The following is a 25,940-nucleotide window of genomic DNA, read 5'->3' on the forward strand; positions in this document are numbered from 1 at the left end:
AGCCTGTCGAGACCACCAGCCGCCCGAGCTCCTACTCGATGGTCGAGCTCGACCCGCTGGTCGAGCTGAACCCGCCGATCGAGCCCACCCGCTGATCGAGCCTGTCGAGATCACCCACCGGGCCCAGTGCTCTCGACCCGGGTGCTCCGCTGGTCGGGGCCCGCGCCACCTTGCCCAACGCCCACCAAACACCACACCCGCACAGCGCGTACACAACTCGGTCGTCAGCGCGACGCCAAGACAATAATCTCCTCGGCGCCCCGCTCACGTCACGATTGTGTACGCACCCCGGCTCCAGCTAGACCTTGCGACCCGTATGCACGCCAGCAGCCCGGCCGGGCTAGATGTGTGTCGAACCGAAGGATCTGTGTGCTGCAGCACCCACATCTTCCGATACGACACACATTTCGGGCTGCGCGTCATACTGATCCGCGGCCGTAGCGGGTTGCGCCGCCGACGGCGTGGTCTCGACAAGCTCAAGCAGCGGGTCGAGCTCGACCAGCGGGGGTTCAGCCCGGGCGGCGGGTGGTCTCGACAAGCTCGACCAGCGGGTGGGCTCGACCGGCGGGTTCAGCTCGACCAGCGGGTCGAGCTCGACCATCGAGTAGGAGCTCGGGCGGCTGGTGGTCTCGACAGGCTCGACCAGCGGGGTCGGGCTCGACCAGCGGGTGGTCTCGACAAGCTCGACCAGCGGGTAGTGCGCTCAGCGCAGGGTCGTGATGATCGCCGAGAAGTCCAGGTCGGAGTGCTGTTCGGCGAAGGCGCGGTAGAGGGCGGCGGCGTGCTCGCCGAGTGGCGCGCGCGAACCGGTGTCGGCGATGGCGTCGAGCGCGAGGCCGAGGTCCTTGTTCATCAGCGCGGTGGCGAAGCCCGGCCTGAAGTCGTTGTTCGCGGGCGACGTCGGCTGCGGGCCCGGGACCGGGCAGTTCGTCTCGATGGCCCAGCAGTTTCCGGTCGCGCCGGTGACCACGTCGTAGAGCGCGTCGTCGGACAAGCCGAGCTTCTCGGCCAGCACGAACGCCTCGCCGACCGCGATCTGCTGGACGGCGAGCAGCATGTTGTTGCACACCTTCGCCGCCTGACCCGCTCCGGAGTCGCCGCAGTGAATGATCTTGCCCGCCATCGGTTCCAGCGTCGGCCGTGCGGCGACGAACGCTTCCTCGGTGCCGCCGACCATGAACGCCAGCGTGCCGGCGACCGCGCCCTTCACGCCGCCCGAGACCGGGGCGTCGACCTGTGCGAACCCGTGATCTGCTGCGCGCGAATTGATTTCGCGTGCATCGGCGACGGAGATCGTCGAGCTGTCGATGAGTAGCGCGCCCGTGGCGGTGGCGGGGAGGATCTCGTCGTAGAGCTTCTTGACGATGGCTCCGCTCGGGAGCATCGTGATCACGACCTCGGCGATGGCGACCGCTTCGACCGCCGTCGGAAAAGTCTGCACGCCTGCGGCTTCGGCGGTTTTGACCGCTTCGGGAACGGGGTCGTACCCGTGCACGGTGTGTCCGGCCTTGACGAGGTTGGCGGCCATGGGGCCGCCCATGTTGCCGAGTCCGAGAAAGGCGATCGTCGTCATTGTCGATTCTCCCTGTGTTGAAGTGTGTGTGGTCAGGTGGAGTTGGTCAGGACTCGCGGAACCGTGCGGCCACCGACCGACCCACGACGACGCGCATGATCTCGTTGGTCCCCTCGAGTATGCGGTGCACGCGCAGATCGCGGACGATTTTCTCGATGCCGTACTCGGTGAGGTAGCCGTAGCCGCCGTGGAGCTGCAGCGCCTGGTCGGCGACGGTGTAACAGGCGTCGGTGACATATCGCTTCGCCATTGCGCACTGCTCCACCTTGTCGGGCGCATTCGCGTCGAGAGACGACGCCGCGTGCCACAGCATCAGGCGCGAGGTCTGCAGCGAGGTGGCCATGTCGGCAAGGGTGAAGCGGATCGTCGGCTCGTCGATCAGGTTGTTCCCGAACGCCTTTCGCGACGCGACGTACGACGCCGCTTTGTCGAAAGCAGCCTGGGCACCACCGAGAGACGACGCCGCGATGTTGAGTCTTCCCCCATTGAGCCCGTTCATCGCGATCCCGAAGCCGATGCCCTCCTGCTCACCGAGCAGGTTGGTGGCGGGGACACGCACCTCGTCGAGGATGACCTGCGCGGTAGGTTGCGCGTGCCACCCCATCTTGTGTTCCTGCGCGCCGAAACTCAGCCCGTCGGAAGCCTTTTCGACGAGGAACGTCGAGATGCCCTTCGGTCCGTCGCCACCCGTGCGCGCCATGACGACATACAGATCCGACGACCCGGCTCCGGAGATGAACTGCTTGACGCCGGACAGCACATAGTGGTCGCCGACCTTCTCCGCGCGGGTCGACAGCGCCGCAGCGTCGGAACCGGCACCCGGCTCTGTCAGACAGTAGCTCGCGATGGTCTCCATGCTCGCCAGGCGTGGAATCCAGTGCGCGCGTTGCTCATCGGTGCCGTAGCTGTCGACCATCCACGTGCACATGTTGTGGATCGAGAGGAATGCGGCGACCGCCGGGTCGGCGTAGGCGAGCTGCTCGAAGATCCGCACTCCGTCGAGTCGACGCAGTCCGCTTCCGCCGACATCCTCGGAGCAGTAGATGGCGCCCATCCCGAGTTGAGCCGCCTCACGCAACTCCTCGACCGGGAAGTGATTGGTCGAGTCCCACTCGAGGGCATGTGGCGCAAGCCTTTTGGCCGCGAACGCCGCGGCGGTCTCGACGATGACGCGCTCGTCGTCGTCGAGACCGACCGCGGTTCCGGCCGGAGCGGTGGTGGTCATCGCCCTCAGTCCATCGTCGGGATGACGAACTCTGCCCCGTCCTTGACGCCCGACGGCCAGCGCGACGTGACGGTCTTGGTCTTGGTGTAGAACTGGATCGAGCTAGGTCCGTGCTGGTTGAGGTCGCCGAATCCGGAACGCTTCCAACCGCCAAAGGTGTAGTAGGCCACCGGAACCGGGATCGGCACGTTGACGCCGACCATGCCGACGTCGACACGCGCGGTGAAGTCGCGGGCGGCGTCGCCATCCTGGGTGAAGATCGCAACACCGTTGCCGTACTGGTGATCCGACGCGAGAGCGAGTGCCTCCTCGTAGTCGCCGGCGCGCACGATCGAGAGCACCGGACCGAAGATCTCGTCGGTGTAGATCGACATGTCCTTGGTGACGTGATCGAAGAGCGTCGGGCCGATGAAGAAGCCGTTCGACAGATCGTCGTCGCCATACGTCTGTTCATCGCTGCTGCGGTCGCGGCCGTCGATGACGAGCTCTGCGCCCTCCTCGACGCCCTTGCCGATGTAGCCCTTGACGCGCTCGAGTGCCGCCGCCGTGACCAGTGGGCCGTAGTCGGCCTTGGGATCGAGACTGTGGCCGACGCGCAGTGCGTTGACCTTGTCGATCAGCTTGGCGCGCAACCGTTCTGCGGTCTGCTCCCCTACCGGAACGGCAACACTGATCGCCATGCATCGCTCGCCCGCACTGCCGTAGCCTGCCCCGATCAGTGCGTCGGCTGCCTGGTCGAGATTGGCGTCGGGCATGATGATCATGTGGTTCTTGGCGCCACCGAAACACTGCGAGCGCTTGCCGTTCGCGGCGGCGGTCGAGTAGATGTACTGCGCGATGTCGGAGCTACCGACGAAGCCGAGCGCCTTCACCTCCGGGTGGTTCAGCAGCGCGTCGACGGCCTCCTTGTCGCCGTGCACCACCTGGAACACGCCGTCGGGAAGACCTGCCTGCGTGAACAATTCGGCGAGACGCACCGGAACCGACGGGTCACGCTCACTCGGCTTGAGGATGAAGGCGTTGCCGCATGCGAGTGCCGGCCCGGCCTTCCACAACGGGATCATGGCCGGGAAGTTGAACGGGGTGATGCCCGCGACCACGCCGAGGGGCTGGCGGATCGAGTGCACGTCGATGCCCGAGCCGGCACCCTCGGTGAACTCACCCTTGATCAAATGCGGTATGCCGATGGCGAATTCGATGACCTCGACGCCGCGCTGGATGTCACCGAGGGCGTCGGCGTGCGTCTTGCCGTGTTCGAGCGAGAGCGTCGTCGCGATCTCGTCGGCGTTCTGATTGACCAGGTCGACGAAGCGCATCAACACGCGGGCGCGACGCTGCGGGTTCCACGCGGCCCACTCCTTCTGCGCCTCGACGGCGGTTGCGACAGCGGCGGCGACGTCGTCGGTGCTCGCGAGGGGAACGGAGGCCTGGACCGCGCCGGTGCTGGGGTTGAAGACGTCGGCGTGACGTCCATCTGTCACCTCGACGCGCGCACCGTTGAGGTAGTGCGGAATGGACGGTACGGATACATCAGCGGTCACCGGTGATCACCTGTTCTGGGTTGTGGAGGTTCGGATTGTGGACGTCGAGTGTCGTGACGCTTATGGGGCCGGGAGATGTGAGCCATCAGACCCTGTACCCACACATACTAGGACATCCAAGTAATTTCGTAAACGCCTTCCGACGAAGGAGTCGAAGAAGGCTCCGGTGCGCCCAAGTGGCCAGTTAGGGTAGCCTTCGTTTGGTTGCGATCGCCCGTCGACCGCGCCCACATCCATCACGCGAAGAATCAAGGGAGTAGATCGTGTCCGTCGTCATCCTCTACGGCACCGAGACCGGCAACGGAGAGCTCGTGGCCGACGCCATCGCCGATGTCCTGGCTGCCGAGCACGATCCGTCGATCTACGACATGAGCGAGTTCGCCGTCGAGGATCTCGACCCCGACGACTTCCTCGTCGTCGTCTGCTCGACCTACGGCGAGGGCGAACTGCCGACGGGTGCCGAGCCCTTCGCCGAGGAGATCACCGAAACCACCCCGGACCTGTCCGGCGTGCGGTTCGGCGTGTTCGGACTCGGCGACACCATCTACGGCGAGACCTTCAACCGCGGCGGTGAGCTCATGGCCGAGCTCCTCACCCGCCACGGAGCGACCCAGGTCGGAGAACATCACCGCCACGACAACTCGTCGTCGATCAAGCCTGCGAAGGCCGCAACCGAATGGGCGCAGAGCATCGCGAACGTGATCGAGTCCGTCGACGCCTGAACGTCCCCGGGCCCGCGGCGTCGTCGACTCCCGTCAGGCGACCCTGCGGATCGGCGAGGGTGCCGAGTCACGCAGTTGCGCCTCGCGTTCTTCGCCTCGCACCGCCGACGATTTCGCGAGCTCGACGACGGATCGGACCATCGCGGCGAGCACGATCCCGAGGAACAGCGCGGTGGGCACCGACACCTTGAGATTCTCACCGAGGAGCACCACGCCGAGGGCCATCGCCACCGCGGGTTCCATCACGTTCATGGCCGGGAACGACGTCTGCAGGTCGCCCGCGCCGAACCCCTTCTGCTGGGCCACCACGGCTCCGGTCGCCACCAGAACCAGCAGGTAGATCTCGGGCTTGGCGAAGGTGTGGATGCCGTGGTGAATCGCCTGGTACACCACCGTCTTGACCAGGAGCGCCGACACTCCGAACAGCGTCCCCGCGGCCAGTCCGTAGAACAGTGCCCGGTAGTGCGGGGTGGATCGCTCGGCAAGGACGACACATCCGACGACGACCGCCGCGACCGCCGCGACGGCCCCCCACACGACCATGTCGTTGGGTCGTCGAAGCGACGGCTCGGGGCGCGAGATGAGCAGGAAGGTCGCGACACAGCCGACGAGAATCGCACCCCAGGCCCACTCCTTGGCCTGCGGATGCCGATGGTCGGCCCACGCTTCGAGCGGCAACGCGAACAACACCGCCAGCACGACGAGCGGCTGGACCAGCAGTATCGACCCCAATCCGAGAGCCGACGCCTGGAGCGCGAACCCGGCGATCGCGATCGCCGCTCCGAGCCACCAGCCCGGCGTGATGGCCCCCGACGCCCGAGAGGCACGCTGCCGGAGCACCGTACCCCCGGCGATGAGGAGTGCTGCGGCAGTAGCCAGCAGCGCGGGAAGCCAGGAATGCACGAAATCCAGGCTAACGGTGTCGTAGCGGCTTTGCGTCGGTGTCCCCCACTAATCTGAAGAGATGCGGGGCACACATCACGGCACTTCCGGGCACGACGACGCACGCGCGATCGCGTGGTTCCGAACCGAACTCGAGCAACTCGCAACCCTCGACGCCGAGACGATCACGAAGGTCCTCGACGCCGCGCACACCGACCACACGACCGTCCTGTCGATCATCGCCGACTGCCTCGACGAGGCCTACGAGTTCGAGGCCCAGGCCGATGAGGCGTCGACAACGGGCGACAACGACCACGCGCAGTTCTGTCGGCAAGAGTCCGCGGCGTGGCGAGCCACGGTCACGGTGCTGCGTATCGCCGACGCCCGCCAGCGCGGCGATCACGGCGCAGGCCGCTCGCGGAACATCGCATGAGCGCAGCACCCCGCACGCTGGTACTGATGCGTCACGGCAAGTCCGGTTACCCGCCGGGTGTCGCCGACCACGACCGCCCGCTCGCCGACCGCGGCCGTCGAGAAGCAGCGCTCGCAGGCGAGTGGATTCGCTCAGAGGATCTCCGAGTCGACGCCGTGCTCTGCTCGACCGCGACACGCACACGCGAGACGCTCGAGCGCACCGGCATCAGCGCGCCGACGACCTTCCTCGACGAAATCTACGGCGGATCACCCGTCGACATCCTGGAGGTCGTGCGTGTGTACGCGCCGGCCGATGCGTCGACCGTTCTCGTCGTCGGACACGAACCGGGCATGCCGAAGACGGCACTCACCCTCGACCCGGATGGATACATCGAACGGTTCCCGACCTCGGCATACGCCGTGGTAGCGGTGACCCTCGACTGGGATCGCCTGGGCCTGGACGCCGATCCCGATGCCGAACTCCTCGGCGTCCGGATACCGCGCGCCGAGGCGTAGTACGTCACACCTGACTCGACCCGAGATGCCAGAAGTGCTATCAATGGATTGCGCAATTTATCAATCCATCATTTCATCGCCCACATCAATCACCGAGGAGGTCGGCAGATGACGACCAACTGGCCGCAACCGCTCTACGAAATCAAGGCAAATCTGTTCAAGGGACTCGCACACCCGGTTCGGATCCGCGTGCTCGAGGTGCTCAGCTCCAACGGTGGGCCGACGCCCGTCAGCGAACTGCTCACCATCACGGGGCTCGAACCGACGACGATGTCGCAGCACCTTGCCGTCCTGAAGCGGCATCGCGTGGTGCACAGCGAACGCGTCGGCAACGCTGTCTTCTATAGCCTGGCGAACCCCAAGGTCGCGGACCTTCTCGTGACCGCGCGCGGCTTCCTCGCCGACACGCTCGGTGCTGAACGCGACCAACTCGATTCGATGGCTGCGCTCCCGCCCGTCGTCGCACAGTGAGCGCGACGGCCACAGGGCCGAGGCGCCGAAGCTCAGCGTGGCTGCATGCGATCGCCCCGCGCCGCATGCTGCGACTCATCCCCACCACCGGCGACTACGCCGGACTACGTCGTTCTTGGAAGTCCGACGTCGTCGCCGGTATCACGGTCGGCGTCGTCGCACTCCCGCTGGCCCTTGCCTTCGGTATCAGTTCGGGCGTCGGAGCGGCCGCGGGCCTGATCACCGCTGTCGTCGCAGGCCTCGTCGCCGCGATCTTCGGCGGTTCGCACGTACAGGTCTCCGGCCCTACGGGTGCGATGGCCGTGATCCTCGCGCCGATCGTTGCGGCGCACGGGATCTCATCGATCGCGTTGGTCACGGTGATGGCCGGACTCATCGTGCTGATCGCGGGAGCCGTCGGCCTCGGACGGGCTGTCACGTTCATTCCGTGGCCGGTGATCGAGGGGTTCACACTCGGCATCGCCGTGATCATCTTCTTGCAGCAGGTTCCCGCCGCGTTCGGCGCCGACGCACCGAAGGGTGAACGCACCCTTCCGGCAGCCATTCACGTTGTCACGCATGCCGACTGGAGCGTCGCGCTCCAAACCCTCGGAATCGTCGCCGTGATCGCCGTGCTGATGGTCGGGTTGCCGCGCATCCATCGGAGCATTCCCGAGTCGTTGACCGCCGTCATCCTGGTGACCGTGATCGTCGGGTTCATGCACCTGGGGGTGCGTCGAATCGGCGAACTCCCCTCACATCTGCCTGCACCCGCGCTACCCCACCTCGACGTCTCGACCATGAAATCCCTTGCAGGAGCTGCTGTTGCCATCGCAGCGCTCGCGGCGATCGAGTCGCTGCTGTCAGCACGGGTCGCCGCAACGATGTCGCCGACCGGCCCATACGATCCCGACCGCGAACTCACCGGCCAGGGACTCGCGTCCGTGGCGTCGGGGATGTTCGGCGGCATGCCCGCGACCGGAGCGATCGCGCGGACCGCGGTCAACGTGCGTTCGGGAGCACGCACACGTGTGTCGGCCATCGTGCACTCCGTGTTCCTTCTCGGTGTGGTGTACCTTGCAACGGGTCCCGTCTCACAGATCCCGCTGGCCGCGCTATCGGGTGTGCTCATGGTGACGTGCTTTCGGATGATCTCGTCGTCGACGGTCCGAAAGATCATGCGTTCCACCCGATCCGACGCTCTCATCTTCGCGGTGACGGCAGTCATCACCGTGTGCTTCGACCTCATCGAGGCGGTACAGATCGGCATTGTCGTCGCAGCGTTCTTCGCACTGCGGCAGGTCGCGAAGCGGTCGAGTGTGACGCGCGAAGAGCTACCGGGACCAGCACAACCGGGCGATGAGGCCATCGCACTGCTCCGACTCGACGGAGCGATGTTCTTCGGTGCGGCAGAACGCATCTCGACGGCCATCTCGTCCGGCGCCCACTCCGACGCCACGGTACGGGTGGTGATCATCCGGATGTCGCATCTCGGGATGCTCGACGCGACAGGGGCCCACACGCTCGCAGAGATCGTCTCCGACCTCGAGGGCCGCGGCATCACCGTCATCATCAAGGGCGTGCAGGACGACCATCTCAAGCTGCTCGAAGGCGTCGGGGTGATCGACGAACTCCGTCACGAAAATCATCTGATGACCAACCTCGACGACGCGATCACCCATGCCCGCGAACATGTCGCGAACGATCGGGTCTCCCCTGCGGGCTAGCCACCTGTGATGGGTGGCACGAACACGCACGGCACCGGACGCGGATGTGCGGGGTCGAGCGCGTTGAGGACGTGCGCGACCGCTCGACGGTCGGACACGATCGACAGATGGTCGGCGAAGTCGCGGTCGCACCCGTCCTGCAACTCGATGTTGCGTACCGACGTCCCGGGACCGCCCGGCAGAATTCCCACCCAGTAGGGCGTGACGATGTCGTCGAATCTGGTGACGATGTTCGTGTAGCTCACTCCGGGAAGGTAGGGAGTCGGCTGTCGCACGGCGTGGTTGAAGTCCAGATCGCGGGGCGGCGCAACACAGTCGGGGCAGTTCGGGCGTTTCGGTGTCGGAACACCGAGTGCTCGTCGGAACTCGGCCACCGCCTCACCGCGCGCATCGTCGTCGTCGGGTCCCTGGCGCCAGTACGGGGCGAGTGAGATGTAGTGCGCCACATGGCCGCGTCCGCCGAGGTACTTCATCCAATAGGTGGGGATCTCGGTGCCGAGTGAATGCCCGACGACGTCGACCTGGTCGCTGTGCGTCGCAGCCATGACCTTCGACATGAACGACGCGAGTTGCCATGCGCTGTCTTCTTTGGGGCCGAGGCCACCGAGCGCCGATGCGGGCCATTGCGTCGACAAGGCTCCGTATGTCGGGGCGAAGACACAGTAGCCCTCGTTGGCCAACACGGGTGCGAGCGTCGCCCAATTCGTCTGCTGCCCACCACCACTGCCGTGTACGAGGACGACCGGTCGGGGATGGCGCGGCGTCGGACGGCACGAGAAGTCGTTGGTGCCCGGCAGTGAGCCACCCGGGTGAGCGAGCTCTGCGCGTGCGCCGTCGAGAAAGTTGTAGGTGACGGGGAGCCGGGGCGCGGCGTGCGCCGATGCCGGGCCGAGCACGAGTGCGAGCACGGCTGTCAACGTCACCATGATGGCCGGCCACACTGAGCGAATTCTGTTCTGCTGCATCAGGTCACCTCGACGTCGAGATCGGTGTCGACAGTGGGCTGAGCGTCGAGGGGTACGAGATCCATGCGTACTCCGAGCAGTCGCACGGGGCGGTCGGCGTCGAAGCGGTCGAGGAGGTCGAGAACGACCGGCGTGAGTTCTGCGATGTCGACGGTGGGTGCGGCGAGTTTGCGCGACTTGGTCCTGGTGTAGAAGGTCGACGTCCGCACGGTGACCGCGATCCGGAACGGCACGCGGTCTTCGTCGATCACCTGGTCGAGCAGTTCTCGTGTCAACTGTTGCGCCGCAGAGTGTTTTTCGTCCACCGATGTCAGATCGGCCGGGAAGGTCCGTGACTTGGAGTGCGAGCGCGCCTCCCACGGTTCTGCGGTGATCGTCGAGTCGCCATGGCCCCGGCACAGCACGTAGAGCCAATTGCCCTGGTGCGGACCGAATGTGGAGATGAGGTCGTCGCGGGGTGTCGCGATCAAGTCGTCGACGGTGTCGATGTCGTTGGCGCTGAGTTTCTGCGCGGTTTTGGGTCCGACACTCCATAGATCCCTGGTGGGACGCTGCCCCATCAGTTCTATCCAGTTGCGGTCGTCGAGCAGAAAGACCTTGTCGGGCAACGGTTGCACCGGCAGGAAGGTCGAGACGCCTGCGGGGTCTCGCGGGGGCAGACGGTCGGGCTTCTTCGCGAACTCGGTGGCCATCTTCGCCCGCTGTTTGTTGTCGCTGATCCCCACAGACGAGTCGAGACCAGTTGCGCCGAGAACCGCGGTGCGCATGCGGGTGGCGATCTCGGTGATCGCGGCGTCGTCGACGCCCTCTCTTTCGACGCCCTCTCTTTCGATGCCCTCTCTTTCGACGCCCACGTATGCCTCGTCCCAGCCCCACACCTCGACCGGATACCCGAGTCCGCGGATCGTGTCCATGACCTCCGCCGACGCGGCGTCGTATGCCTCGGTGTCGAGGGGGATGAACACGGCGTCGGGTAGCTTGCGGTGCGCGGCGCGCAGGGGCATGCCCGCGCGGACGCCGTGCGCGCGAGCCTCGTACGACGCACATGTCACGACCTTGCGCGGTTCCGACGGGTCGCCGTTACCACCGACGATGAGCGCGACGTCGGCGAGCTCGGGACTCCGCAGACGCTCGACCGAGACCTGGAACTGGTCGAGATCGAAGTGCAGGAGCCACCGGAAGCGTTGCGGCCGGTCGGTGCTCACACGTCAAAGCCTACGGTCGCGCTGCGCACCGCGCCGCGAAACGTTCGCTGCTGGTCAGCCCAAGCCGGCGACGCGGACAGCGTTGCCGCCCAGCCCGACGTGCTGGCAACTGGTGCGCAGGGCGTGGGCGTTGTAGCGGACAATCGCGAGGTCGGTGGCACCGTCGTCCTCGGACGTCGGCGATGCCGGAGCCGGGACGGCGAAGAACGCGCTCGCCTTGCTGACGTACACGGCGAACAGGTCGCGGTCGCGTGCTGTGAAGGTGGGCAGGGCGTGGGCCATGACCCGCCCGAGCACAGCGCGGTCGCGGTGCAGTGGCGGCGGCACGAGGTTGAGGTTGCGGGAGGCCGTCGCACAGTTCGTCGGGTCGGTGAGTGCATGAACCGCAACAAAGAGGAAGGCCAGCCGCACCACGTCGACCTTCGCGACGTCGTTGCTGTCCCGGTAGTCGTCGACGATGCTCTGCAATGCCCGAACCGGCAGCACCACGGGAGCACTGTTGAGTTGGTCTGCGGCACTCTCGTCGTCGCCGATCGAATCGATGAGCATGCCGATCAGCACGTCGACCGCGGTCTCGTGCCGGTCGACCGCCTGACGCAACGCTGCCGACGTCTCGTTGATCAGTCCGAAGCGTTCCGGCTCAGCGAGCAGAACGTCGAGTCCGGGTATGACGATGAGCTTTTCGACCTCGATCGCCTCGATCAACACCGCAGGCCGCAGGAAGGCGCGCGCGCGTTGCTGTCGTCGCGCACCTCGTCCCTGCCGCTGCGCTTCGGACGAGCGCGAACCCCTCGAACGCACCTGTCCTGTATGTGTGGACACTCCGATATCCGTAGCCGTCTCGGTCATGAACCCGCCCCCTTCGTCGACACTCGATCGGATGACAGATCAGCATGAAAAAGGGGTCACCACCGCCGAGCAGAGCGCACGCTTTAGCGAACACCGTCGTGGTGAAAGTGACCCCAAAAGCATCGCTACCAGCCGGTAGCTTACTGACCCGTAGGTAACGGTAGAACACGGCCGTAGGTCATGTCCACATCCCGACGTGACTGTCGACACATTCGTCCAAGCGTCTCACAGAGGGCCTTCGACCTGCGCAGATGCGAGGACTGAATAATTGCTGAACCAAACTTCATATTGAAATCAACGGATGATGTGTCGCGCCCGAGACGCCTCGCGTTACGACAACAAATCTGAGCGTCTGTCGTCCAGGTAAGTGAATCGCTCGCGCGCGTCGTCGAGCACTTTTCGCTCGACGTCGACGACCAGCAGTTCTGGTTCGCGCTCGGCACGCGCGAGCACCCGACCGTCCGGGCCAATGCCTTCGCTGAGGCCACCGTATGCGAGGTCGCCCTCGACGCCGCAGTAGTTCGCGTATGCCACATAGACGGTGTTCTCGAGGGCGCGGGCCGGGAGCAGCACCGTCTGCACGGCGTCGAACTCGGGCATGTTGGCGGTGGGAACACAGATCACCTCTGCGCCACGGACCGCGAGGTCGCGCACCAGTTCTGGGAACTCGACCTCGTAGCAGATGAGCAGACCGAGACTCCAGCCGCCGATGTCGATCACCGGGGGCGGGGCGATACCCGCGGTCACGGCGTCGCGGTCGACGTCGCCGAACAGATGCGTCTTCCGGTGCGAGGCAAGGGAAATGCCGTTCGCATCGACGAGTCTCACGGTGTTGTAGACGGCCGAGTCGTCGAGTTCGGCGCATCCGTACAGGATCGCGATCCGGGTGCGACGCGCGACGCCACCGACGGCGTTGCCGAGCCTGCCGTCGACGGGGTCGGCGAGGCGTCGCGCAGTGCTCGGCGCGATGTTGTAGCCGGTCAGGTACATCTCGGGCGTGATCAACAGGTCGGCGTCGAGTGCAGCGGCCTCCGCGGCAGCTTGCTCGAGTCGGTCGAGATTGCCCTCGATGTCGTCGGCGACAGAGTGGCACTGCCACAACGCAATTCGTAGTCGATCGGTGGTCATCCAAGTCTCTTTCTGCGGTGGGACGCGCTTCTATGGCGGGACGGCGGTCACGGCCCTATGTCGATGGGTCCGAGTTCTGCGAACAGATCGCCCGGCCCGGGATTGGACGGGTGCGAGGCGCCGCCGAAATGTGTGATCACTCCCCAGACCGCGTTGAGGCCTGTCTGCACCGCGCCCTCGACCCATGCGGGCGTGAACGAGACGTCGTCGCCCGCGATGAAGATGCCCCGCTCGGCGTCGGGCAGATTCTCTTGACCGTGAAAGTGGTTGTACATCCGGGTGTTATAGCGATAGTGGCCGGGCAGTGCACCCTTGAACGCGCCGAGGAAGTTGGGGTCGTCCTCCCACGAGACGGTGATCGGGCGGCCGACGATGTGCGACGCGATGTCGAGGTCGGGGTAGATCTTCTTCAGTGCCGCAAGCGAGAGTTCGACGCGGCGGTCGACTGGATGCGGCAGCACTTTCAGCGCGTCGCTCATCCACGTGTACGAGAGGCAGATGACGCCGGGACGGTCGGGGCCGTTGTCGAACAGGTAGGTGCCGCGGGTGAGGCGATCGGTGAGCGTCATGCTCAGGACGTCACGGCCGGTCGCCGGGTCGGTGTCGGTCCAGAAGGGACGGTCGACCATGACGAATGTCTTCGACGACTGCATGTAGCGGGTGCGATCGAGCGCCATCCAGAGGTCCTGGCTGAACAACGATTCGTCGCACTCGATCTCGGTCGACAACAGCCACGCCTGACAGGTGGCGACCACGGCGGAGAACTCCCGCGAGTCGCCCCAGCGGTCGGTGACCTCGATGCGGTCGGGGCCGAGTCGTCGGATCGCGGCAACGCCCGCGCGTGGCGCACCACTGTGCAGTGACGACAGACTCGTCCCCACCGGCCAGTGCGCGATGCGATGCGGTGTGGCCGACCACAGTCGACGCGGAACCTGTTCTGCCCCACCGACAATCAACCGCTGGTCGGTGTCACAGTTCGTCACGACGACGCGCAGGATCTCCAGCATCGAGTTGCCGAAGTCCGAATCCCACCCGCCCGTACCGAATCCGACCTGCCCGAACAACTCTCGATGCCGAAAGGTCGCGTTACCGAACTCTTTCGACGTCGCGAGGAAGTCGTAGAAGCTGCGGTCGTCCCACTCTCGGACGAGCTCATTCCACATCGATTTCAGCGTCGCGGTGTCGCGAGCGCGGATCGCATCCTGCAGCGCAGAGAATCCCGCGATGCGTTCGAGCGCCGAATCCCAGGCGTCGGAGATCTCGCGGTAGATCGGCGGCAGGTCGTCGAGCGTCTTGGCGTAGAACGTCTCGCCACCGAGATCGATGACGGTGCTGCCCGCCGCCTCGGTCAGCGGGTTGGGGAACGGGCGTGAGCGCAGACCGAGTGCGTCGACATAGTGGAAGAACGCGCTCGACGAGACGGGGAACCGCATGCCGCCGAGCTCGGCGACCTCGGGCTCTCCCGGCACGAACTGCTCGGAGCGCAGCCGGCCACCGATGCGATCGGGCTCGTACACGACGGGCCGCAGACCGACCCTCATCAACTCGTACGCGGCGACCATGCCCGCCATACCGGCGCCGATGATCGCGACCTCCGCGCCCAGCGCGTCGTCGGGCACACGACCGAGACCCGCGGGATTGCTGATCCAGTCGTCGTATGCGAACGGGAAGTCGGGGCCGAAGATGGTGACAGGTGCGTCTGGCTGCACGTATCAACCCTATGGTCTGGCGCGCTGACGTGCGGGACTTCTGCCTCGCGTGCACGGTCGGCGTGATGGAGCGCACGGTCGACGGTCTCGAGCGCACGGTCGACAGTGACCCAGGTCATCCAAGATCTGCGGGAACCGCAAGCGGGGCCGAGGCGACTACTCCTCACAGTGCCGTCGGAAAACCGGCGGCAGTGCAGCCATCCCGAGAAGGAAGTCACCGAAGCCGTGGTCAGCCCTCCACCCGTGGATTCCGCGCCAGACAAGCCCGCCGAGTCCGAGACCGTCGAACCCCAGACCGGCGAATCAGAAGCCGTCGAACCAGATCGTGATGCGCGAGGTGCGCGGCCGGCCCCGTCGGCGGCACAGCGGTGGCGTCCGCTCCTGCTGCGCTGGCATTTCTACGCGGGAATCCTGATCGGCCCGTTCCTACTGGTCGCAGCCGTGACGGGCACGCTGTACGCACTCATCCCGCAGGTCGACCGGGCCGTCTACAGCCATGAGCTCACCGTCGACAATGTCGGCACACAGCGGCTTCCGCTCGGCGATCAGGTCGCTGCGGCGCGTCGAGCTCATCCGGAGGGAAGCATCGCGTCGGTGACGCCTGCGCCGAAGGCCGACTCGACGACGCGGGTGACACTGAGCGTCGACGACCTGCCGTCTGACCGAACACGCACCGTCTTCGTCGATCCGTACACCGGTGACGTGCGCGGATCGCTGACCACGATGGGCGAATGGCTGCCGGTACGCACGTGGTTCGACGACCTGCACCGCAACCTGCACCTGGGTGTCGTCGGCCGCAACTACAGCGAGATCGCCGCGAGCTGGCTCTGGGTGACGGCGCTGGGCGGGCTGGTCCTCTGGATCGGCTATCGACGACGGACCCACAAGCTCAACCGTGTGCTCACCCCTGACCGCGATGCTCCGAAGCGTCGTCGAACATTGACCTGGCACGGGGCCGTCGGCACGTGGATCATCATCGGACTCGTCGCGCTGTCGGCGTCGGGATTGAGTTGGTCGCGGTATGCGGGCGCGAGCATCTCTGAGTTGCGCACCGAACTGTCGTGGACGACGCCCGCGGTCTCGACATCGCCCGCGTCGTCGAGCGAAGGTCATCACCACGGGGGTGACGAGACAGCCGAAGCCCCGCCGACGATCACGCCGTCGGACTTCACCGCCGTCGACAACACCGCCACGCAAGCGGGTCTGCGCGCACCGATGGTCATCACGCCGCCGTCCGCGGAGGGCGCGGCGTGGTCGGTGAACGAGAACAATCGCGGATTCCCTACCCGGTACGACGCGATCGCGGTGGACCCCAAGACATTTGCTGTCGTCGATCGGGTGAACTTCGCGCAGTGGCCGTTCATGGCGAAAATGACCGACTGGGCCATCAGCGCACATATGGGCCTTTTCGGCATCATCAATCAGATCATCCTGGTGCTCTTGGGAATCGGACTGATCAGCGTGATCGTCCGCGGCTACCTGATGTGGTGGCGGCGGCGTCCCACGAGAGGTGGACTGCCCAAGGCGCCGGGGCGAGGGTCGCTGAGTTCGCTCCTGCCCGGTGAGGCGGTTGCGCTCATCGTCGTGGTCGCGGTACTCGGGTGGTTTGCGCCGTGGTTCGGAATTCCGTTGGCGATGTTCGTGATCGTCGACGCCGTGTGGGGCATCGTTGCTTCGCGGCGCGGTTCGGGGACCCCTCCGCACGGACACGAGCACGGCCCCTCCGATGAGCAACCGGCTACGGCAGCAACCGAGAGTGCCCGATGATCGACAATCTCGCACTCCGCTGGGTCGTCACGATCCTGTTCGTGATCTCCGCGGCGTTGACCGTGTACGCAATGGTGCGCCAACCGCTTCGCTGGCCCGCCTACGTCGGACACGTGCTGCACCTGATCATGGCCGTCGCGATGATCGTGATGGCGTGGCCGTTCTCGATGAGCTGGCCGACCACAGGCCCGATGGTCTTCTTCATCGTCGCTGCCATCTGGTTTCTGGCGACTCTCGCATTCCCGAGTTCTGTTCTCGCCGAACCGGAATGCGGGTGTGGCGATGTGTGCACCTGCGGGGCGAACTGTGGTTGCGTCCCCGCGACCGATTCGGTGTTCGGGCGATCGGTCGCCGTGTATCACGCGGTCATGATGGGCGCGATGGCGTGGATGTACGCCGTGATGAACGGCAGCCTGCTCCCTGGGAGCACCTCGGCAAGTGCTTCGGGCGCAGTCGAATACACGTCGGCGCTCGGTGAGCTCGTGCTCGCCCACGACCACGGTTCCGGCGGCATGGACATGCCGGGAATGGACATGACCGGCACCAGCCAACCGGCGTACATCACGCCGATCAACTGGATTCTCACCATCGGTTTCGCCATCGCCGCAGTCGTGTGGTTGTACCGCTACCTCGATCGACGACGCCGCGCGGGCACGACGTCGGATGTACTCGCCTTCGCGGGCGACATCTCGCAGATCTGCATGGCGGCGGGGATGTCGATCATGTTCGGCGTCATGCTCTGAGCGTTGGGGGACGCGGCGTCGTAAAGGGTTCTGTGGGAACGTCGTTGGCTGGTGCGCGGTCATCGGCTGGAGTGTGACCGTCTCGACCCGCTCGCGGCACCAGCATCACACCCACGAGACAGGCGATCACGAAGCAGCACAGCGTGATCGGTGGCCATGCGGACACCCCGACGGTGTCGGTCTGGACGTCGACCGCCCCGCCGAAGACCGACGAATGCACCGCCGCATCCATGAGGAACCACACCACCGCCGCGATGCCGACCGCCGAGACCCCGATCGCGGCGTAGCCCGCGCGCGCGTACCGATAGCCAGGGCTGACTGCCCACAGCGCCAGCGCGACGAGGAGGCAGGCTGCGACCAGCGCGATCGCTCCGGCAAGACTCACGACGCCGCGCGCGGCAAGCTCTTCGGGTGCTCCCGAACGTGTGACGGCCTGGTCGGTCAGATCGGTCGACGCCGGAATGACCGACCCCTGCGCCCGAACCCACGTCATCGTCGTGGCAACGCCTCCCACCGCTGCCACGACGAGCAGCACAACCGACCAGCGGCGTCCGCCCGGAGTGGTCGTGGACGAGGTCACGGTGTCGGCTGCGCGGGGGCGGCCGGGGCCTGACCGCCCGTGCCGTTGCCACTCCCCTGGTTGCTGTTTCCCTGGTTGCCATTTCCTTGAGTGCTGCTGCCCTGGGTTCCGGTGCCCGCGTCTGTCTGCGTGAGATTCGGGCTGCCGCTGCCCGACGAGCCGTCCTGCGCCGCGCCTGCGATCCCGGCGACGTCGGTGATCAGCCACTTGCTATCGCGATCGAGCGTGATGGTGTAGGGGGTGACGGTGTTGAGTCCCTTCGGATTCTGCGTACTCGTCATGTGCGTCGACACGAAGACCTGCACGATGAACTGCCGATCAGCCCTGATGTCAACGGTTTTCGCCGCTATCAGCTTCGCGGTCTGCACCCATTGGACCTCTTGGATGAGTGGTGTCAGCGTGCTCACCGCGACGTCGAAGCGCGAATTGAGTTCCGGCGCAGTGCCGTTCTTGAGCGCTGCCGACCACGGTTGCAGATTGTTGAAGTCGAATGTCGCCGCGCCGACCGCATACCTGCCCGCGATGGTCTCGGCTGTCTGTTTGTCGGCGGTCAGTTGGCGCTCGGCGGCGAGGTCGTCGGATCGCTGCACGAGGAGGTAGGCGAGCACGCCGACCGCGACCAGCGCGGCGACGCACAGCATGCTGACCGCCGCGACAACAGGGTGGCGACGCACCGTCAAATACTCGGCCAACTGAGCTCGCGCTGAGGGCTTTTCGGCGGCAGCCTTCTCGGCAGCAGCCTTCCCGGCGGCCGGCTTCTCGGCGGGCGGATTGGTGGTGTCAGACTCGCCGGCGCCATCGTTCTCGGGCTCGACGTCGTTCTCCGGCTCGGCGTCGTTGGTCGTGGTGTGCAGGTCGGTCGTCATGGGCTGGCTCCTTATTGCCTCGGGCTGTCATCTCGGCGGGGTCACGGTTAGTTGCAGGCTGTCGCCGGGCAGGACCTTCATTGCCTGCTCCAGCAGCGTCGCGATGTTGATCTGGGCCAGCACCGAACCCGACTGCCGTGCGGCCGGGAGCAGTGTGTCGGCGATACTCCCCAATGGGGGTGCAATGGTGTTCACGAACTCAGCGGACCGATTCAACGACGGTTTCCAACGATCCCGGATCTTCTTTCCGCCGTCGGTGGAGACCGCGAATGGCTTGACCGCGGTCACGACGTCACGGACGCTGGTGCCCGCGTACACGAGTTGGGGAGCAGTCGGACGCAGCGAAGGACCGATCCAGGCGCCGTCCTCCAGCATCGTCGTCGAGTTCCCGATGATCTTCTCGATGGCCGGCTGCGAGTAGATCATCGTCGCCGCGAGTACCTGCGCGGCCGGGGTGAGGCGTTCGACGTCGGACTCGGTTCCGGCGAGTGCCGTCGCGAGAGTGTCGACGAGATCGTTGACGAGTGTCGGGTCGACCTGATCGAGCAGCGTCTGGGTCGAGCCGAGGAGCTCCGGTACCGACGCCGGGACGTCGACCACGGTTGCGGTCAGGGTCTGACCACTACGAATGTTTTGGGCCGCATCGTCTTTCGGGGGAATGAGGAAGAGTCCCGACTCCCCGATCATCGATTGGTTCTCGATGACGAGTTTGCTGTTCGACGGTATCTGATGCGCGGCGTCGTAGGAGATCTCGATGTCGATGTTGTTGCCGCCGGTGTAGGTCACCGAAGACACACTCCCGATCGACACTCCGCGGAGCAAGACAGCCGAACCGGCATGCAGACCATTGGATTTGGGCGCGGTGATGGTGACGGTCGTCTGGTCGGAGATGACGCGCATCTTCAGTACGCCCACCGAGAGGTAGGCGACAGCGAGGATGAGCACCGCCACTGTCGCGACGATGGAGAACATGTAGCGCGCCTTCATCGGACCGCTCCGATCATGCGCAACACCGCCGTCACCGACCGGGTTGCTTCCCGACGATCCCCACCCACGGTGATCTTGTCGACGGAGATCCCGCCGTTCTTGGCGAACGGGAGGAGTTTTGTCTGCGTCACGTCGACGACCTTGCCGATGTTGCCGTTGAATTCGGTCGACGTCGCGGAGTAGCTGCGCAGCAGGGGCGTGATCTTCTCCAGGAACGGGTTGAGCTCGGCGAGCCTCGGCGTGAGCCAGCTCAGACCGATCGCGAGAGCACTGGAGCCCGCGACGAGTTTGAATCCCTCACTGATCGCATCCATGACCGAGCCCAGGGTGAACTGGCCCTGCGGCCCCATCGACATCGCGAGAAGAGCTGGGTCAGAGGCTATCTGGCGGCTGGTTTGATCGAGTGTGTCGATCATCGAGTTCAGCTCGTCGGTGCCGCGTGCGAGATCCTGGATATCGTGGGCGCCGACGCGCGATGCCGCGGGGAGGTCACCGTTCTTGATGTCGACGGACTCGTTGACCTTGCGGATCGAATCCTGCACTCGCATCACCGAACCGCCCGCCATGAAGTCGGCGAGATTGGTGATGATGTCTTCGATCTGGGGGCCGGGGTCTGTGTCGTGTAGACCGATCACGTCGCCGTCATGCAGGAGTGGCGCGCTCGAGGAGGCGGGCGGGATCAACGCGACGTAGATGTCGCCGAGCATCGTCGACTGTCGCAGTTCGGCTTTCGAGCCGCGCAACACCTGGGCTTCCGGCGTGATGCCGAGGGTCAGCCGCGCGGCGTTGGGGACGAGTTCGATCGATTCCAGGGTGCCGATCTGGGTGCCGCGCGAGAGCACCCGCGCGCCCAGCGGGAGGTTGACGACCGACGAGAAGTCGACGTAGAGCGTCGTCGAATTCGACGACGAGGAGGTCAGTCTCGGTAACAGATTCGCCGGATTGGTCCCACGGCCGACCGCGACGACGACGAGCGCTGCCACCACGGCCAATACGCACAGGACAAGTGAGACTCCACGACGCATCATCGGCCGAGACCTCCCGCAATCGCAGCACCAACCAGACCGGTGAGATCGACCACCGCCGTCTGTCCGGTGCGGACGTCGCAGTGACCGGCACCGCTGCGGTCGAGGAGTCCGCACAGTGCCGCGCTACTCGGGGTCCTGGTGAGCACCTTCGGCCCCGACACAGACACCGGAACCCCCCGCGCGGACCGGCTCATCATGGCCGACGCCGACGTCGCGATTCCCGGGATCTCACGCAGAAGGACAAGCAGGTCAGGGGTTTTGGCGATACCGAGATCAATCAGTGGCTTCGCGACGTCGGCCGTGTCGAGCAACGGCGGGAGAAGGTCGCCGAGAAGGTCGTCGATCGCGGGCGCGGCCTCCGACAATCCGTTGAAGATGTAGACGAAGTCTTCGATCAGCCTGCCCATCATGAAGGTCAACGACGCCGAGTTGGTCCCGATGTCGCGCAGGTCATCCCAGTTCTGGGTGGTGACATCGGTGAGCGTCGCCAGATTGTCGAAGATCGAGCGCATCTGCGCGAGGAACTCGTCGGGTGCTGCCATCAGACTCGACATGTTCTTGATGGACTTGTTGATGTCGCCGCCGCTGCCGTTGATCTCCCGCGAGGTGACCGAGATGAGCTCTCCCACCGGCTTTTTCGTATCGGTACCCACTCCCCCGACCTCGTTGAACATCGTCGTGAACGACTGGAACGCATCGCTGACCGAGATGGGCGTGAACGTCCGAGAGAGCGGAACACATGTCTGCGCGGCGAGTTCGGGGCCGCCGCGTGCGTCGGTGCCAACGAGTTCGAGACGACGGTCGGCGAGCACCGAGTTGTTGATCGCGACCACCTTGAGGTCGGAAGCCAGCCGCCGGTCGTCGACCTTCATGTGCACTGTCACGTAACCGTTTTCGGGGTTCAGCGACGTCACTGTTCCGACCTTGACGCCCCGGATGTTGACCGCATTTCCCGCATAGAGGCCCGCCGAATCGGGTAGCTGGGCGCAGAGGGCACGCGCGTTGTTCGACGTCGACCGCAGGTAGACGACCACCGCACCGACAAGCAGCGCAACGGCGAGGATCGCGGCGACCAGCGCGATCACCCTGCTGTCGATTCGGCGTGCTCGTGCGGTCAACATGTGCGGCCCGCGATGGGTATGCAGATCGACGAGTCGTCGATCACCTGGTCACCGAAGTCGAGTGCCGCGCCATTGGGATGCACTGTGCGACTGAGCTTGTCGGCGATGTCGCGCAACTGTGTGATCGCGACACTCATCTTTGCCGCGATGTCTTTGGTCTCGCCCGCGGAGGCGATGATCTTGCGCAGGGGCGGTTTGATGCGCGCCTGATACGGCTCCCCGAGGACGTCGCCGACATAGAGCACGAGCGACGCGAGGGCGTCGTAGGTGATGATGCCGCGATCCTTGTACCCGATGATGAGCGGCAATACGGCGTGAATACGGTTGATCATTTCGACGAGAGTGGCTCGTTGTGCCGCCATGGCGGTGCTGTATTCGCCGCCGATGTCGGCGACGCTCTTGATCTGATCCTGCTGCTTGTCGAGCAAGCCCGTGAGGGTGTCGACGTCGGACATGATGCCGCGGATGGCGCCGGGCGCGGCGTCGAGGCTGTTGGTCAGCGCCACCGCGGTGCCGCGCATCGTCGGCGTGTCGATGCCCGACGTGGTCTTGGCTGCCGCGTCGAGCACCTCGGAGATCGAGTAGGGCACTGAGGTGCGCGAAGCGGGAATCACGGAGTCGCCCAGAGGTTTATCTCCTGCGGGCAGCAGTGCGACGTAGGCTCCCCCGACCACGGTCAGCATCCGGACGTCGAGGGAGGTCTGGTCGCCGAGGAAGACCGTGCGGTCGACGGAGAGTGAGACGTCGACTTTGTCGTCGGACAACGCGACATCGGTGACCTTGCCGACGGTCACGCCTGCGATGCGTACCTCGGTGCCGCCCTTGATGCCACCGCTCTCCGACATCACCGCGTGCACGATTGCGCGCCCGGGAGGGGAGATGTAGAGGAAGCCGACGACGACCACCAGCACGGCCACAACGGCGACAACCCCGACGGCCCAGGAGATCTCGGCTCTGCGGGAGACCTGGTCGCGGACAGCGAAGTCGGATAGTCGGCTCAGGCCTTGCACAACGTCACCTTCCCTCCGCCGAGCAGGACCTGCCCCATCTCCGGCAGCGCCACCTCGCCGCGCGAGCACGTCGCGTCGAAGCCCAGGTGACTCATCGACGCGTTCACGGTCGCAAGGAAGGTCGGCAACGCGCCGAGCACCTCGGCGAACTGGTTGGTGTCTGGGACGAGTTGCATGATGCGCGCAGAGACGTTGTCGTGGCCGCCGAGAGTGAGGTCGAACAGGTTCGAGAGCAGGTCGACGATCGGCGGAAACACCCTGGAGCCGTTGCCGAATGCGGACTTCAGCAGATCGAGCTTGGTCTCGAGAGTGTCGAAGAGTACGCCGAGGCCTTTCATGAGCACCCCGATGATCTCTGACTTGCCCTGCAACGCGGCGGAGACGACGCCGAGGTTGTTGACGATCGTGGAGATCAGGGCCTTCTTGTCGGTGGCGAATCGGGTGAGACGTTCGACGTCGGCGAGGACGTCGCCGAGTCCGACGCCGTCCTCGCCCTGGAGCAGATGGAGCATGTTGGTGGCGAAGGTGTTGAACACCTCGGGGTCGGCGCCCTGCAGCAGCGGTCGTAATCCGTTGAACAGCTTGGTGATGTCGAAGGAGCCACTCGTCTTGGCCGCGGGAATCACCTGATCGGGGTCGAGTGGCGCCGCATCCGTTGGCGTGGTCGTGCTGACGGTCCCGTTCACCTCCGCCTTCTGTGCGACTTCTGCTTTGGTGACGGCGAGGTAGCGTTGGCCGACGAGGTTCTGGAATCGAATCGCGAGCTGATCGCGACTGGTGAGCCGATTCTCTTGGCGCACAGTGAAAGTCACCATCGCTACGCCGGTCGACTGGAGATCGATGTCGGTCACCTTGCCCACCTGGACGCCGCGCACGCGGACGTCGGCGTTCTTGTGCAGCCCGAACACGTCGGAGAACTCGGCGCGGTAGGTCTCGACGTCGCCGCCGACGGGCCGGTTGATCGCCTGCACGATCGCATAGAGGGCGAGGATCACGACGGCCGCCACGAGCAGCAGTCGTTTCGTCGCCGACGACGCGTTTCTCACGAACCGCCACCCACTCTCGACAGCAGTTGGTTCAACGGCGCCGAAGCACCGGGCACGACGTCGAGGTGCGCGGTTACCGACAAGGTGGTCCGGCCCGTCGTCGGATCGGTGTGGAACGCGTTGCCGAAATGATCGATCAGTGTGCCGACCTGTGCGGGGGTGACACCCGAGAGTCCTTGCCCGAGCGGCGTCGTGAATGCGTTGGTGAGGTCCATGAACGCGCCGAACGGCGCGAGGCCGTTGAACAGTGATCCCATGCCGCCGAACAGATCTCCGATGTCGCCGATCATCTGCGCGACCTGAAGCACGTAACCGTGGTCGAGGAGGAGCGGGTTGGAGTTGAAGATGTTGAGTCCCTTGATTGCGCCCGCTGCCGCTGCACCGACACCGCTGAACGCGTCTGCGGCAGTGGGTAAGAGCGCATTCAGGCGTGTGCGCTGTCCCTGCTGCACTGTTTGCAGGGTGACGGTTGCGGCGGTCAGGAACGGTGACAGGCGAATCGTGGTGTCGCTCACCTGCTTGAGCAGGTCGCTGAGTTGTGGGGACAGCACGGGCAGGGTGAAGGAGCCCGCACTGCGCACGGTGGCCGTCACGGTGTAATCCGACGGCGCCTGTGCGAGCGTGATGGCGCTGCCACTGGTGACCGACGAGCCCGAACCCGTCGGGTTCAGACGCACGGCGTCGGAGCCGAAGAGGTTGCGGGACACGAAGCTGACCGCCGTGTTCTCGGTCAGTTCGCCTATGGCGTCCCGGTTGACGCAGACCTCCATGCGCGTGACGTCGCGTCGCGAAATGTCGAGGCCGCAGACCTCTCCGACGGTCTCGCCGCGGATATCGACGGGCACGCCCTCTTGCACGCCGTCGGGAAGCGACGGGGCGTCGATGGCGAAGCGCACGGAGTCGTCGCCTCCGCTGAAGGGTTTGATGACGACGAGGGCGACAACCGCGGCGGCTACGAGAACGGCGAGGATACCGCGCTTGCGCAGCGCGGCCGGGGAGAGTTCGCGTGCCCTGCTCATGCGAAGTTCAGCCCCGAGTTCAGACCCCAGAACATCAGCGACATCACCATGTCGGCCGCCACGATCAGCACGAGACTGGCGCGGATCGCCCGCCCGGACGCGATGCCGACGCCCTCGGGACCGCCGCTCGCGAAGAAGCCATAATAGGTGTGCGCGATGATCACCAGAACCGCGAAGACGACGACCTTGATCGTCGAATAGACGACGTCGACCGGACTCACGAACGCCTCGACGTAGCGGTCGTAGGCGCCCGCGGAATTGCCGTAGACGACGCTGACGACCAGCCGCGAAGACAGATAGGCCAGGCAGAGCGAGATCAGATAGAACGGCACGATGGCGAGGACGCCCGCGATGACGCGTGTGCCCACCACGAACGGAATCGGCCGGATCGCTTGCGCCTCAAGGGCATCGATCTCCTCCGAGATGCGCATGGAGCCGATCTCGGCGGTCATCCGGCATCCTGCCTGCGCGGCGAACCCCACTGCCGCGACGATCGGGGCCATCTCACGCGTGGCGGCGTACCCGGTGATGAGGCCTGCCATCGGCGACAGGTTGAGCGATGAGAGCGAGGTGACACCGAGGATGCCGATCATGCCGCCGACCGAAACACCAAGGATTGCAAGCACACTCGCGATCCCGCCGCCGACGAGGATCGAGCCGTTGCCCCAGGTGGTCTCGGCGAACGCCGCGAGGGTCTGGTTGCGATACGCGCGCACCGTGTGCGGCAGACCCGCGATGGTGTCGAGCACGAACGTCACCTGGCGGCCGATGTGTTCGAAGGGGCGGCCCGCGTCGTCGGCGACTCTCTCCAAGCGCGGGAACTTGGTACTCGGGATGTAGCTCCCGGCGCGTTGCGCCATGTCAGAT

26 protein-coding genes are annotated in these 25,940 nt (G+C 65.5%); 7 read left to right on the plus strand and 19 right to left on the minus strand.

Annotated elements, in window-relative coordinates:
• Window positions 1–340: 340 nt before the first annotated feature.
• The 4 genes from A5785_RS12210 to A5785_RS12225 all read right to left on the minus strand — a co-directional run bounded on the left by A5785_RS12210 (window position 341) and on the right by A5785_RS12225 (window position 4,339).
• Complete coding sequence (locus A5785_RS12210; protein WP_064866701.1) at window positions 341–601, minus strand: hypothetical protein; 261 nt, start codon at window positions 599–601, stop codon at window positions 341–343.
• 102 nt (window positions 602–703) lie between these two features.
• Window positions 704–1,573: a 3-hydroxyisobutyrate dehydrogenase gene (mmsB, locus tag A5785_RS12215; protein WP_064866703.1), complete on the minus strand. Its 870-nt coding sequence runs from the start codon at window positions 1,571–1,573 to the stop codon at window positions 704–706.
• Window positions 1,574–1,619: 46 nt separating this feature from the next.
• Complete coding sequence (locus tag A5785_RS12220; RefSeq protein WP_064866705.1) at window positions 1,620–2,798, minus strand: acyl-CoA dehydrogenase family protein; 1,179 nt, start codon at window positions 2,796–2,798, stop codon at window positions 1,620–1,622.
• Between the two features lie 5 nt (window positions 2,799–2,803).
• Complete coding sequence (locus tag A5785_RS12225; protein ID WP_064866707.1) at window positions 2,804–4,339, minus strand: CoA-acylating methylmalonate-semialdehyde dehydrogenase; 1,536 nt, start codon at window positions 4,337–4,339, stop codon at window positions 2,804–2,806.
• A gap of 263 nt (window positions 4,340–4,602) precedes the next feature.
• On the opposite strand from A5785_RS12225, the gene A5785_RS12230 reads away from it, so the two are divergent.
• Window positions 4,603–5,061 carry a flavodoxin domain-containing protein gene (locus A5785_RS12230; protein ID WP_064866709.1) on the plus strand — a complete coding sequence of 153 codons (459 nt, stop codon included), beginning with the start codon at window positions 4,603–4,605 and terminating at the stop codon, window positions 5,059–5,061.
• A 33-nt stretch (window positions 5,062–5,094) separates the two neighbouring features.
• Here the strand turns inward: A5785_RS12230 and A5785_RS12235 are convergent, their stop codons facing one another.
• A complete protein-coding gene (locus A5785_RS12235) occupies window positions 5,095–5,964 on the minus strand; it encodes a DMT family transporter (RefSeq protein WP_064866711.1) in 870 nt (289 codons plus the stop codon).
• Window positions 5,965–6,025: 61 nt separating this feature from the next.
• Between A5785_RS12235 and A5785_RS12240 the strand changes: the two genes are divergently transcribed.
• The 4 genes from A5785_RS12240 (at window position 6,026) to A5785_RS12255 (ending at window position 9,050) form a co-directional block, all read left to right on the plus strand.
• On the plus strand, window positions 6,026–6,376 hold the full coding sequence (locus A5785_RS12240) for a hypothetical protein (protein WP_064866713.1): 351 nt from the start codon (window positions 6,026–6,028) through the stop codon (window positions 6,374–6,376).
• Window positions 6,373–6,873, plus strand: coding sequence for a SixA phosphatase family protein (locus A5785_RS12245; protein ID WP_064866715.1), 501 nt, complete (start codon window positions 6,373–6,375; stop codon window positions 6,871–6,873). Before A5785_RS12240 ends, A5785_RS12245 begins: the two co-directional genes overlap by 4 nt.
• Before the next feature lie 108 nt (window positions 6,874–6,981).
• Complete coding sequence (locus A5785_RS12250; RefSeq protein WP_064866717.1) at window positions 6,982–7,344, plus strand: ArsR/SmtB family transcription factor; 363 nt, start codon at window positions 6,982–6,984, stop codon at window positions 7,342–7,344.
• Window positions 7,345–7,409: 65 nt separating this feature from the next.
• Window positions 7,410–9,050 (plus strand): SulP family inorganic anion transporter, encoded by a 1,641-nt coding sequence (locus A5785_RS12255; RefSeq protein WP_064866719.1) that lies wholly within the window; start codon window positions 7,410–7,412, stop codon window positions 9,048–9,050.
• Here the strand turns inward: A5785_RS12255 and A5785_RS12260 are convergent.
• From A5785_RS12260 to A5785_RS12280, 5 genes are all read right to left on the minus strand, one after another.
• Entirely contained in the window at window positions 9,047–10,015 is a 969-nt protein-coding gene (locus A5785_RS12260) for an esterase/lipase family protein (protein WP_064866721.1), read from the minus strand. The genes A5785_RS12255 and A5785_RS12260 overlap by 4 nt on opposite strands.
• Complete coding sequence (locus tag A5785_RS12265) at window positions 10,015–11,220, minus strand: DNA polymerase IV (RefSeq protein WP_064866723.1); 1,206 nt, start codon at window positions 11,218–11,220, stop codon at window positions 10,015–10,017. The genes A5785_RS12260 and A5785_RS12265 overlap by 1 nt, the downstream gene beginning before the upstream one ends.
• A 54-nt stretch (window positions 11,221–11,274) precedes the next feature.
• Entirely contained in the window at window positions 11,275–12,069 is a 795-nt protein-coding gene (locus A5785_RS12270) for a hypothetical protein (RefSeq protein ID WP_231894168.1), read from the minus strand.
• Window positions 12,070–12,399: 330 nt separating this feature from the next.
• On the minus strand, window positions 12,400–13,197 hold the full coding sequence (locus A5785_RS12275) for a carbon-nitrogen hydrolase family protein (RefSeq protein WP_064866725.1): 798 nt from the start codon (window positions 13,195–13,197) through the stop codon (window positions 12,400–12,402).
• A 47-nt stretch (window positions 13,198–13,244) separates the two neighbouring features.
• On the minus strand, window positions 13,245–14,906 hold the full coding sequence (locus A5785_RS12280) for a flavin monoamine oxidase family protein (protein ID WP_064866727.1): 1,662 nt from the start codon (window positions 14,904–14,906) through the stop codon (window positions 13,245–13,247).
• 243 nt (window positions 14,907–15,149) lie between these two features.
• On the opposite strand from A5785_RS12280, the gene A5785_RS12285 reads away from it, so the two are divergent.
• Window positions 15,150–16,673, plus strand: a complete 1,524-nt coding sequence (locus tag A5785_RS12285) for a PepSY-associated TM helix domain-containing protein (protein WP_197494505.1) — start codon at window positions 15,150–15,152, stop codon at window positions 16,671–16,673.
• A complete protein-coding gene (locus A5785_RS12290) occupies window positions 16,670–17,416 on the plus strand; it encodes a DUF5134 domain-containing protein (protein ID WP_064866729.1) in 747 nt (248 codons plus the stop codon). Before A5785_RS12285 ends, A5785_RS12290 begins: the two co-directional genes overlap by 4 nt.
• Here A5785_RS12290 and A5785_RS12295 read toward each other — a convergent pair.
• Genes A5785_RS12295 through A5785_RS12335 form a run of 9 tightly spaced genes read right to left on the minus strand, consistent with a single transcriptional unit; the run spans window position 17,406 to window position 25,933 of the window.
• Window positions 17,406–17,996, minus strand: coding sequence for a hypothetical protein (locus A5785_RS12295; RefSeq protein ID WP_064866731.1), 591 nt, complete (start codon window positions 17,994–17,996; stop codon window positions 17,406–17,408). The genes A5785_RS12290 and A5785_RS12295 overlap by 11 nt on opposite strands.
• A complete protein-coding gene (locus A5785_RS12300) occupies window positions 17,993–18,862 on the minus strand; it encodes a serine/threonine protein kinase (RefSeq protein WP_231894169.1) in 870 nt (289 codons plus the stop codon). Before A5785_RS12300 ends, A5785_RS12295 begins: the two co-directional genes overlap by 4 nt.
• A gap of 27 nt (window positions 18,863–18,889) precedes the next feature.
• Entirely contained in the window at window positions 18,890–19,849 is a 960-nt protein-coding gene (locus tag A5785_RS12305; RefSeq protein WP_064866733.1) for an MlaD family protein, read from the minus strand.
• Window positions 19,846–20,877 carry an MlaD family protein gene (locus A5785_RS12310; protein ID WP_064866735.1) on the minus strand — a complete coding sequence of 344 codons (1,032 nt, stop codon included), beginning with the start codon at window positions 20,875–20,877 and terminating at the stop codon, window positions 19,846–19,848. Before A5785_RS12310 ends, A5785_RS12305 begins: the two co-directional genes overlap by 4 nt.
• Window positions 20,874–21,998 (minus strand): MlaD family protein, encoded by a 1,125-nt coding sequence (locus A5785_RS12315; protein ID WP_064866737.1) that lies wholly within the window; start codon window positions 21,996–21,998, stop codon window positions 20,874–20,876. Before A5785_RS12315 ends, A5785_RS12310 begins: the two co-directional genes overlap by 4 nt.
• Window positions 21,992–23,008: an MlaD family protein gene (locus A5785_RS12320; RefSeq protein WP_064866739.1), complete on the minus strand. Its 1,017-nt coding sequence runs from the start codon at window positions 23,006–23,008 to the stop codon at window positions 21,992–21,994. The genes A5785_RS12315 and A5785_RS12320 overlap by 7 nt, the downstream gene beginning before the upstream one ends.
• A complete protein-coding gene (locus A5785_RS12325; protein ID WP_064866740.1) occupies window positions 22,996–24,054 on the minus strand; it encodes an MlaD family protein in 1,059 nt (352 codons plus the stop codon). Before A5785_RS12325 ends, A5785_RS12320 begins: the two co-directional genes overlap by 13 nt.
• Window positions 24,051–25,073 (minus strand): hypothetical protein, encoded by a 1,023-nt coding sequence (locus A5785_RS12330; RefSeq protein ID WP_064866742.1) that lies wholly within the window; start codon window positions 25,071–25,073, stop codon window positions 24,051–24,053. The genes A5785_RS12325 and A5785_RS12330 overlap by 4 nt, the downstream gene beginning before the upstream one ends.
• Window positions 25,070–25,933, minus strand: coding sequence for an MlaE family ABC transporter permease (locus A5785_RS12335; protein WP_049698701.1), 864 nt, complete (start codon window positions 25,931–25,933; stop codon window positions 25,070–25,072). The genes A5785_RS12330 and A5785_RS12335 overlap by 4 nt, the downstream gene beginning before the upstream one ends.
• Window positions 25,934–25,940 lie beyond the last annotated feature (7 nt).

Origin of the sequence: Gordonia sp. 852002-50395_SCH5434458, assembly GCF_001665905.1 — a bacterium.
Taxonomy (GTDB): domain Bacteria; phylum Actinomycetota; class Actinomycetes; order Mycobacteriales; family Mycobacteriaceae; genus Gordonia; species Gordonia jacobaea.

Bases quoted from the DNA above. Each gene is read 5' to 3' on its own strand.
- A5785_RS12210 (WP_064866701.1), bottom strand. From the start codon at position 601: ATGGTCGAGCTCGACCCGCTGGTCGAGCTGAACCCGCCGGTCGAGCCC.
- mmsB (WP_064866703.1), bottom strand. From the start codon at position 1,573: ATGACGACGATCGCCTTTCTCGGACTCGGCAACATGGGCGGCCCCATG.
- A5785_RS12220 (WP_064866705.1), bottom strand. From the start codon at position 2,798: ATGACCACCACCGCTCCGGCCGGAACCGCGGTCGGTCTCGACGACGAC.
- A5785_RS12240 (WP_064866713.1), top strand. From the start codon at position 6,026: ATGCGGGGCACACATCACGGCACTTCCGGGCACGACGACGCACGCGCG.
- A5785_RS12245 (WP_064866715.1), top strand. From the start codon at position 6,373: ATGAGCGCAGCACCCCGCACGCTGGTACTGATGCGTCACGGCAAGTCC.
- A5785_RS12250 (WP_064866717.1), top strand. From the start codon at position 6,982: ATGACGACCAACTGGCCGCAACCGCTCTACGAAATCAAGGCAAATCTG.
- A5785_RS12255 (WP_064866719.1), top strand. From the start codon at position 7,410: ATGCTGCGACTCATCCCCACCACCGGCGACTACGCCGGACTACGTCGT.
- A5785_RS12260 (WP_064866721.1), bottom strand. From the start codon at position 10,015: ATGCAGCAGAACAGAATTCGCTCAGTGTGGCCGGCCATCATGGTGACG.
- A5785_RS12270 (WP_231894168.1), bottom strand. From the start codon at position 12,069: ATGACCGAGACGGCTACGGATATCGGAGTGTCCACACATACAGGACAG.
- A5785_RS12275 (WP_064866725.1), bottom strand. From the start codon at position 13,197: ATGACCACCGATCGACTACGAATTGCGTTGTGGCAGTGCCACTCTGTC.
- A5785_RS12290 (WP_064866729.1), top strand. From the start codon at position 16,670: ATGATCGACAATCTCGCACTCCGCTGGGTCGTCACGATCCTGTTCGTG.
- A5785_RS12300 (WP_231894169.1), bottom strand. From the start codon at position 18,862: ATGACGACCGACCTGCACACCACGACCAACGACGCCGAGCCGGAGAAC.
- A5785_RS12305 (WP_064866733.1), bottom strand. From the start codon at position 19,849: ATGAAGGCGCGCTACATGTTCTCCATCGTCGCGACAGTGGCGGTGCTC.
- A5785_RS12310 (WP_064866735.1), bottom strand. From the start codon at position 20,877: ATGATGCGTCGTGGAGTCTCACTTGTCCTGTGCGTATTGGCCGTGGTG.
- A5785_RS12315 (WP_064866737.1), bottom strand. From the start codon at position 21,998: ATGTTGACCGCACGAGCACGCCGAATCGACAGCAGGGTGATCGCGCTG.
- A5785_RS12330 (WP_064866742.1), bottom strand. From the start codon at position 25,073: ATGAGCAGGGCACGCGAACTCTCCCCGGCCGCGCTGCGCAAGCGCGGT.
- A5785_RS12335 (WP_049698701.1), bottom strand. From the start codon at position 25,933: ATGGCGCAACGCGCCGGGAGCTACATCCCGAGTACCAAGTTCCCGCGC.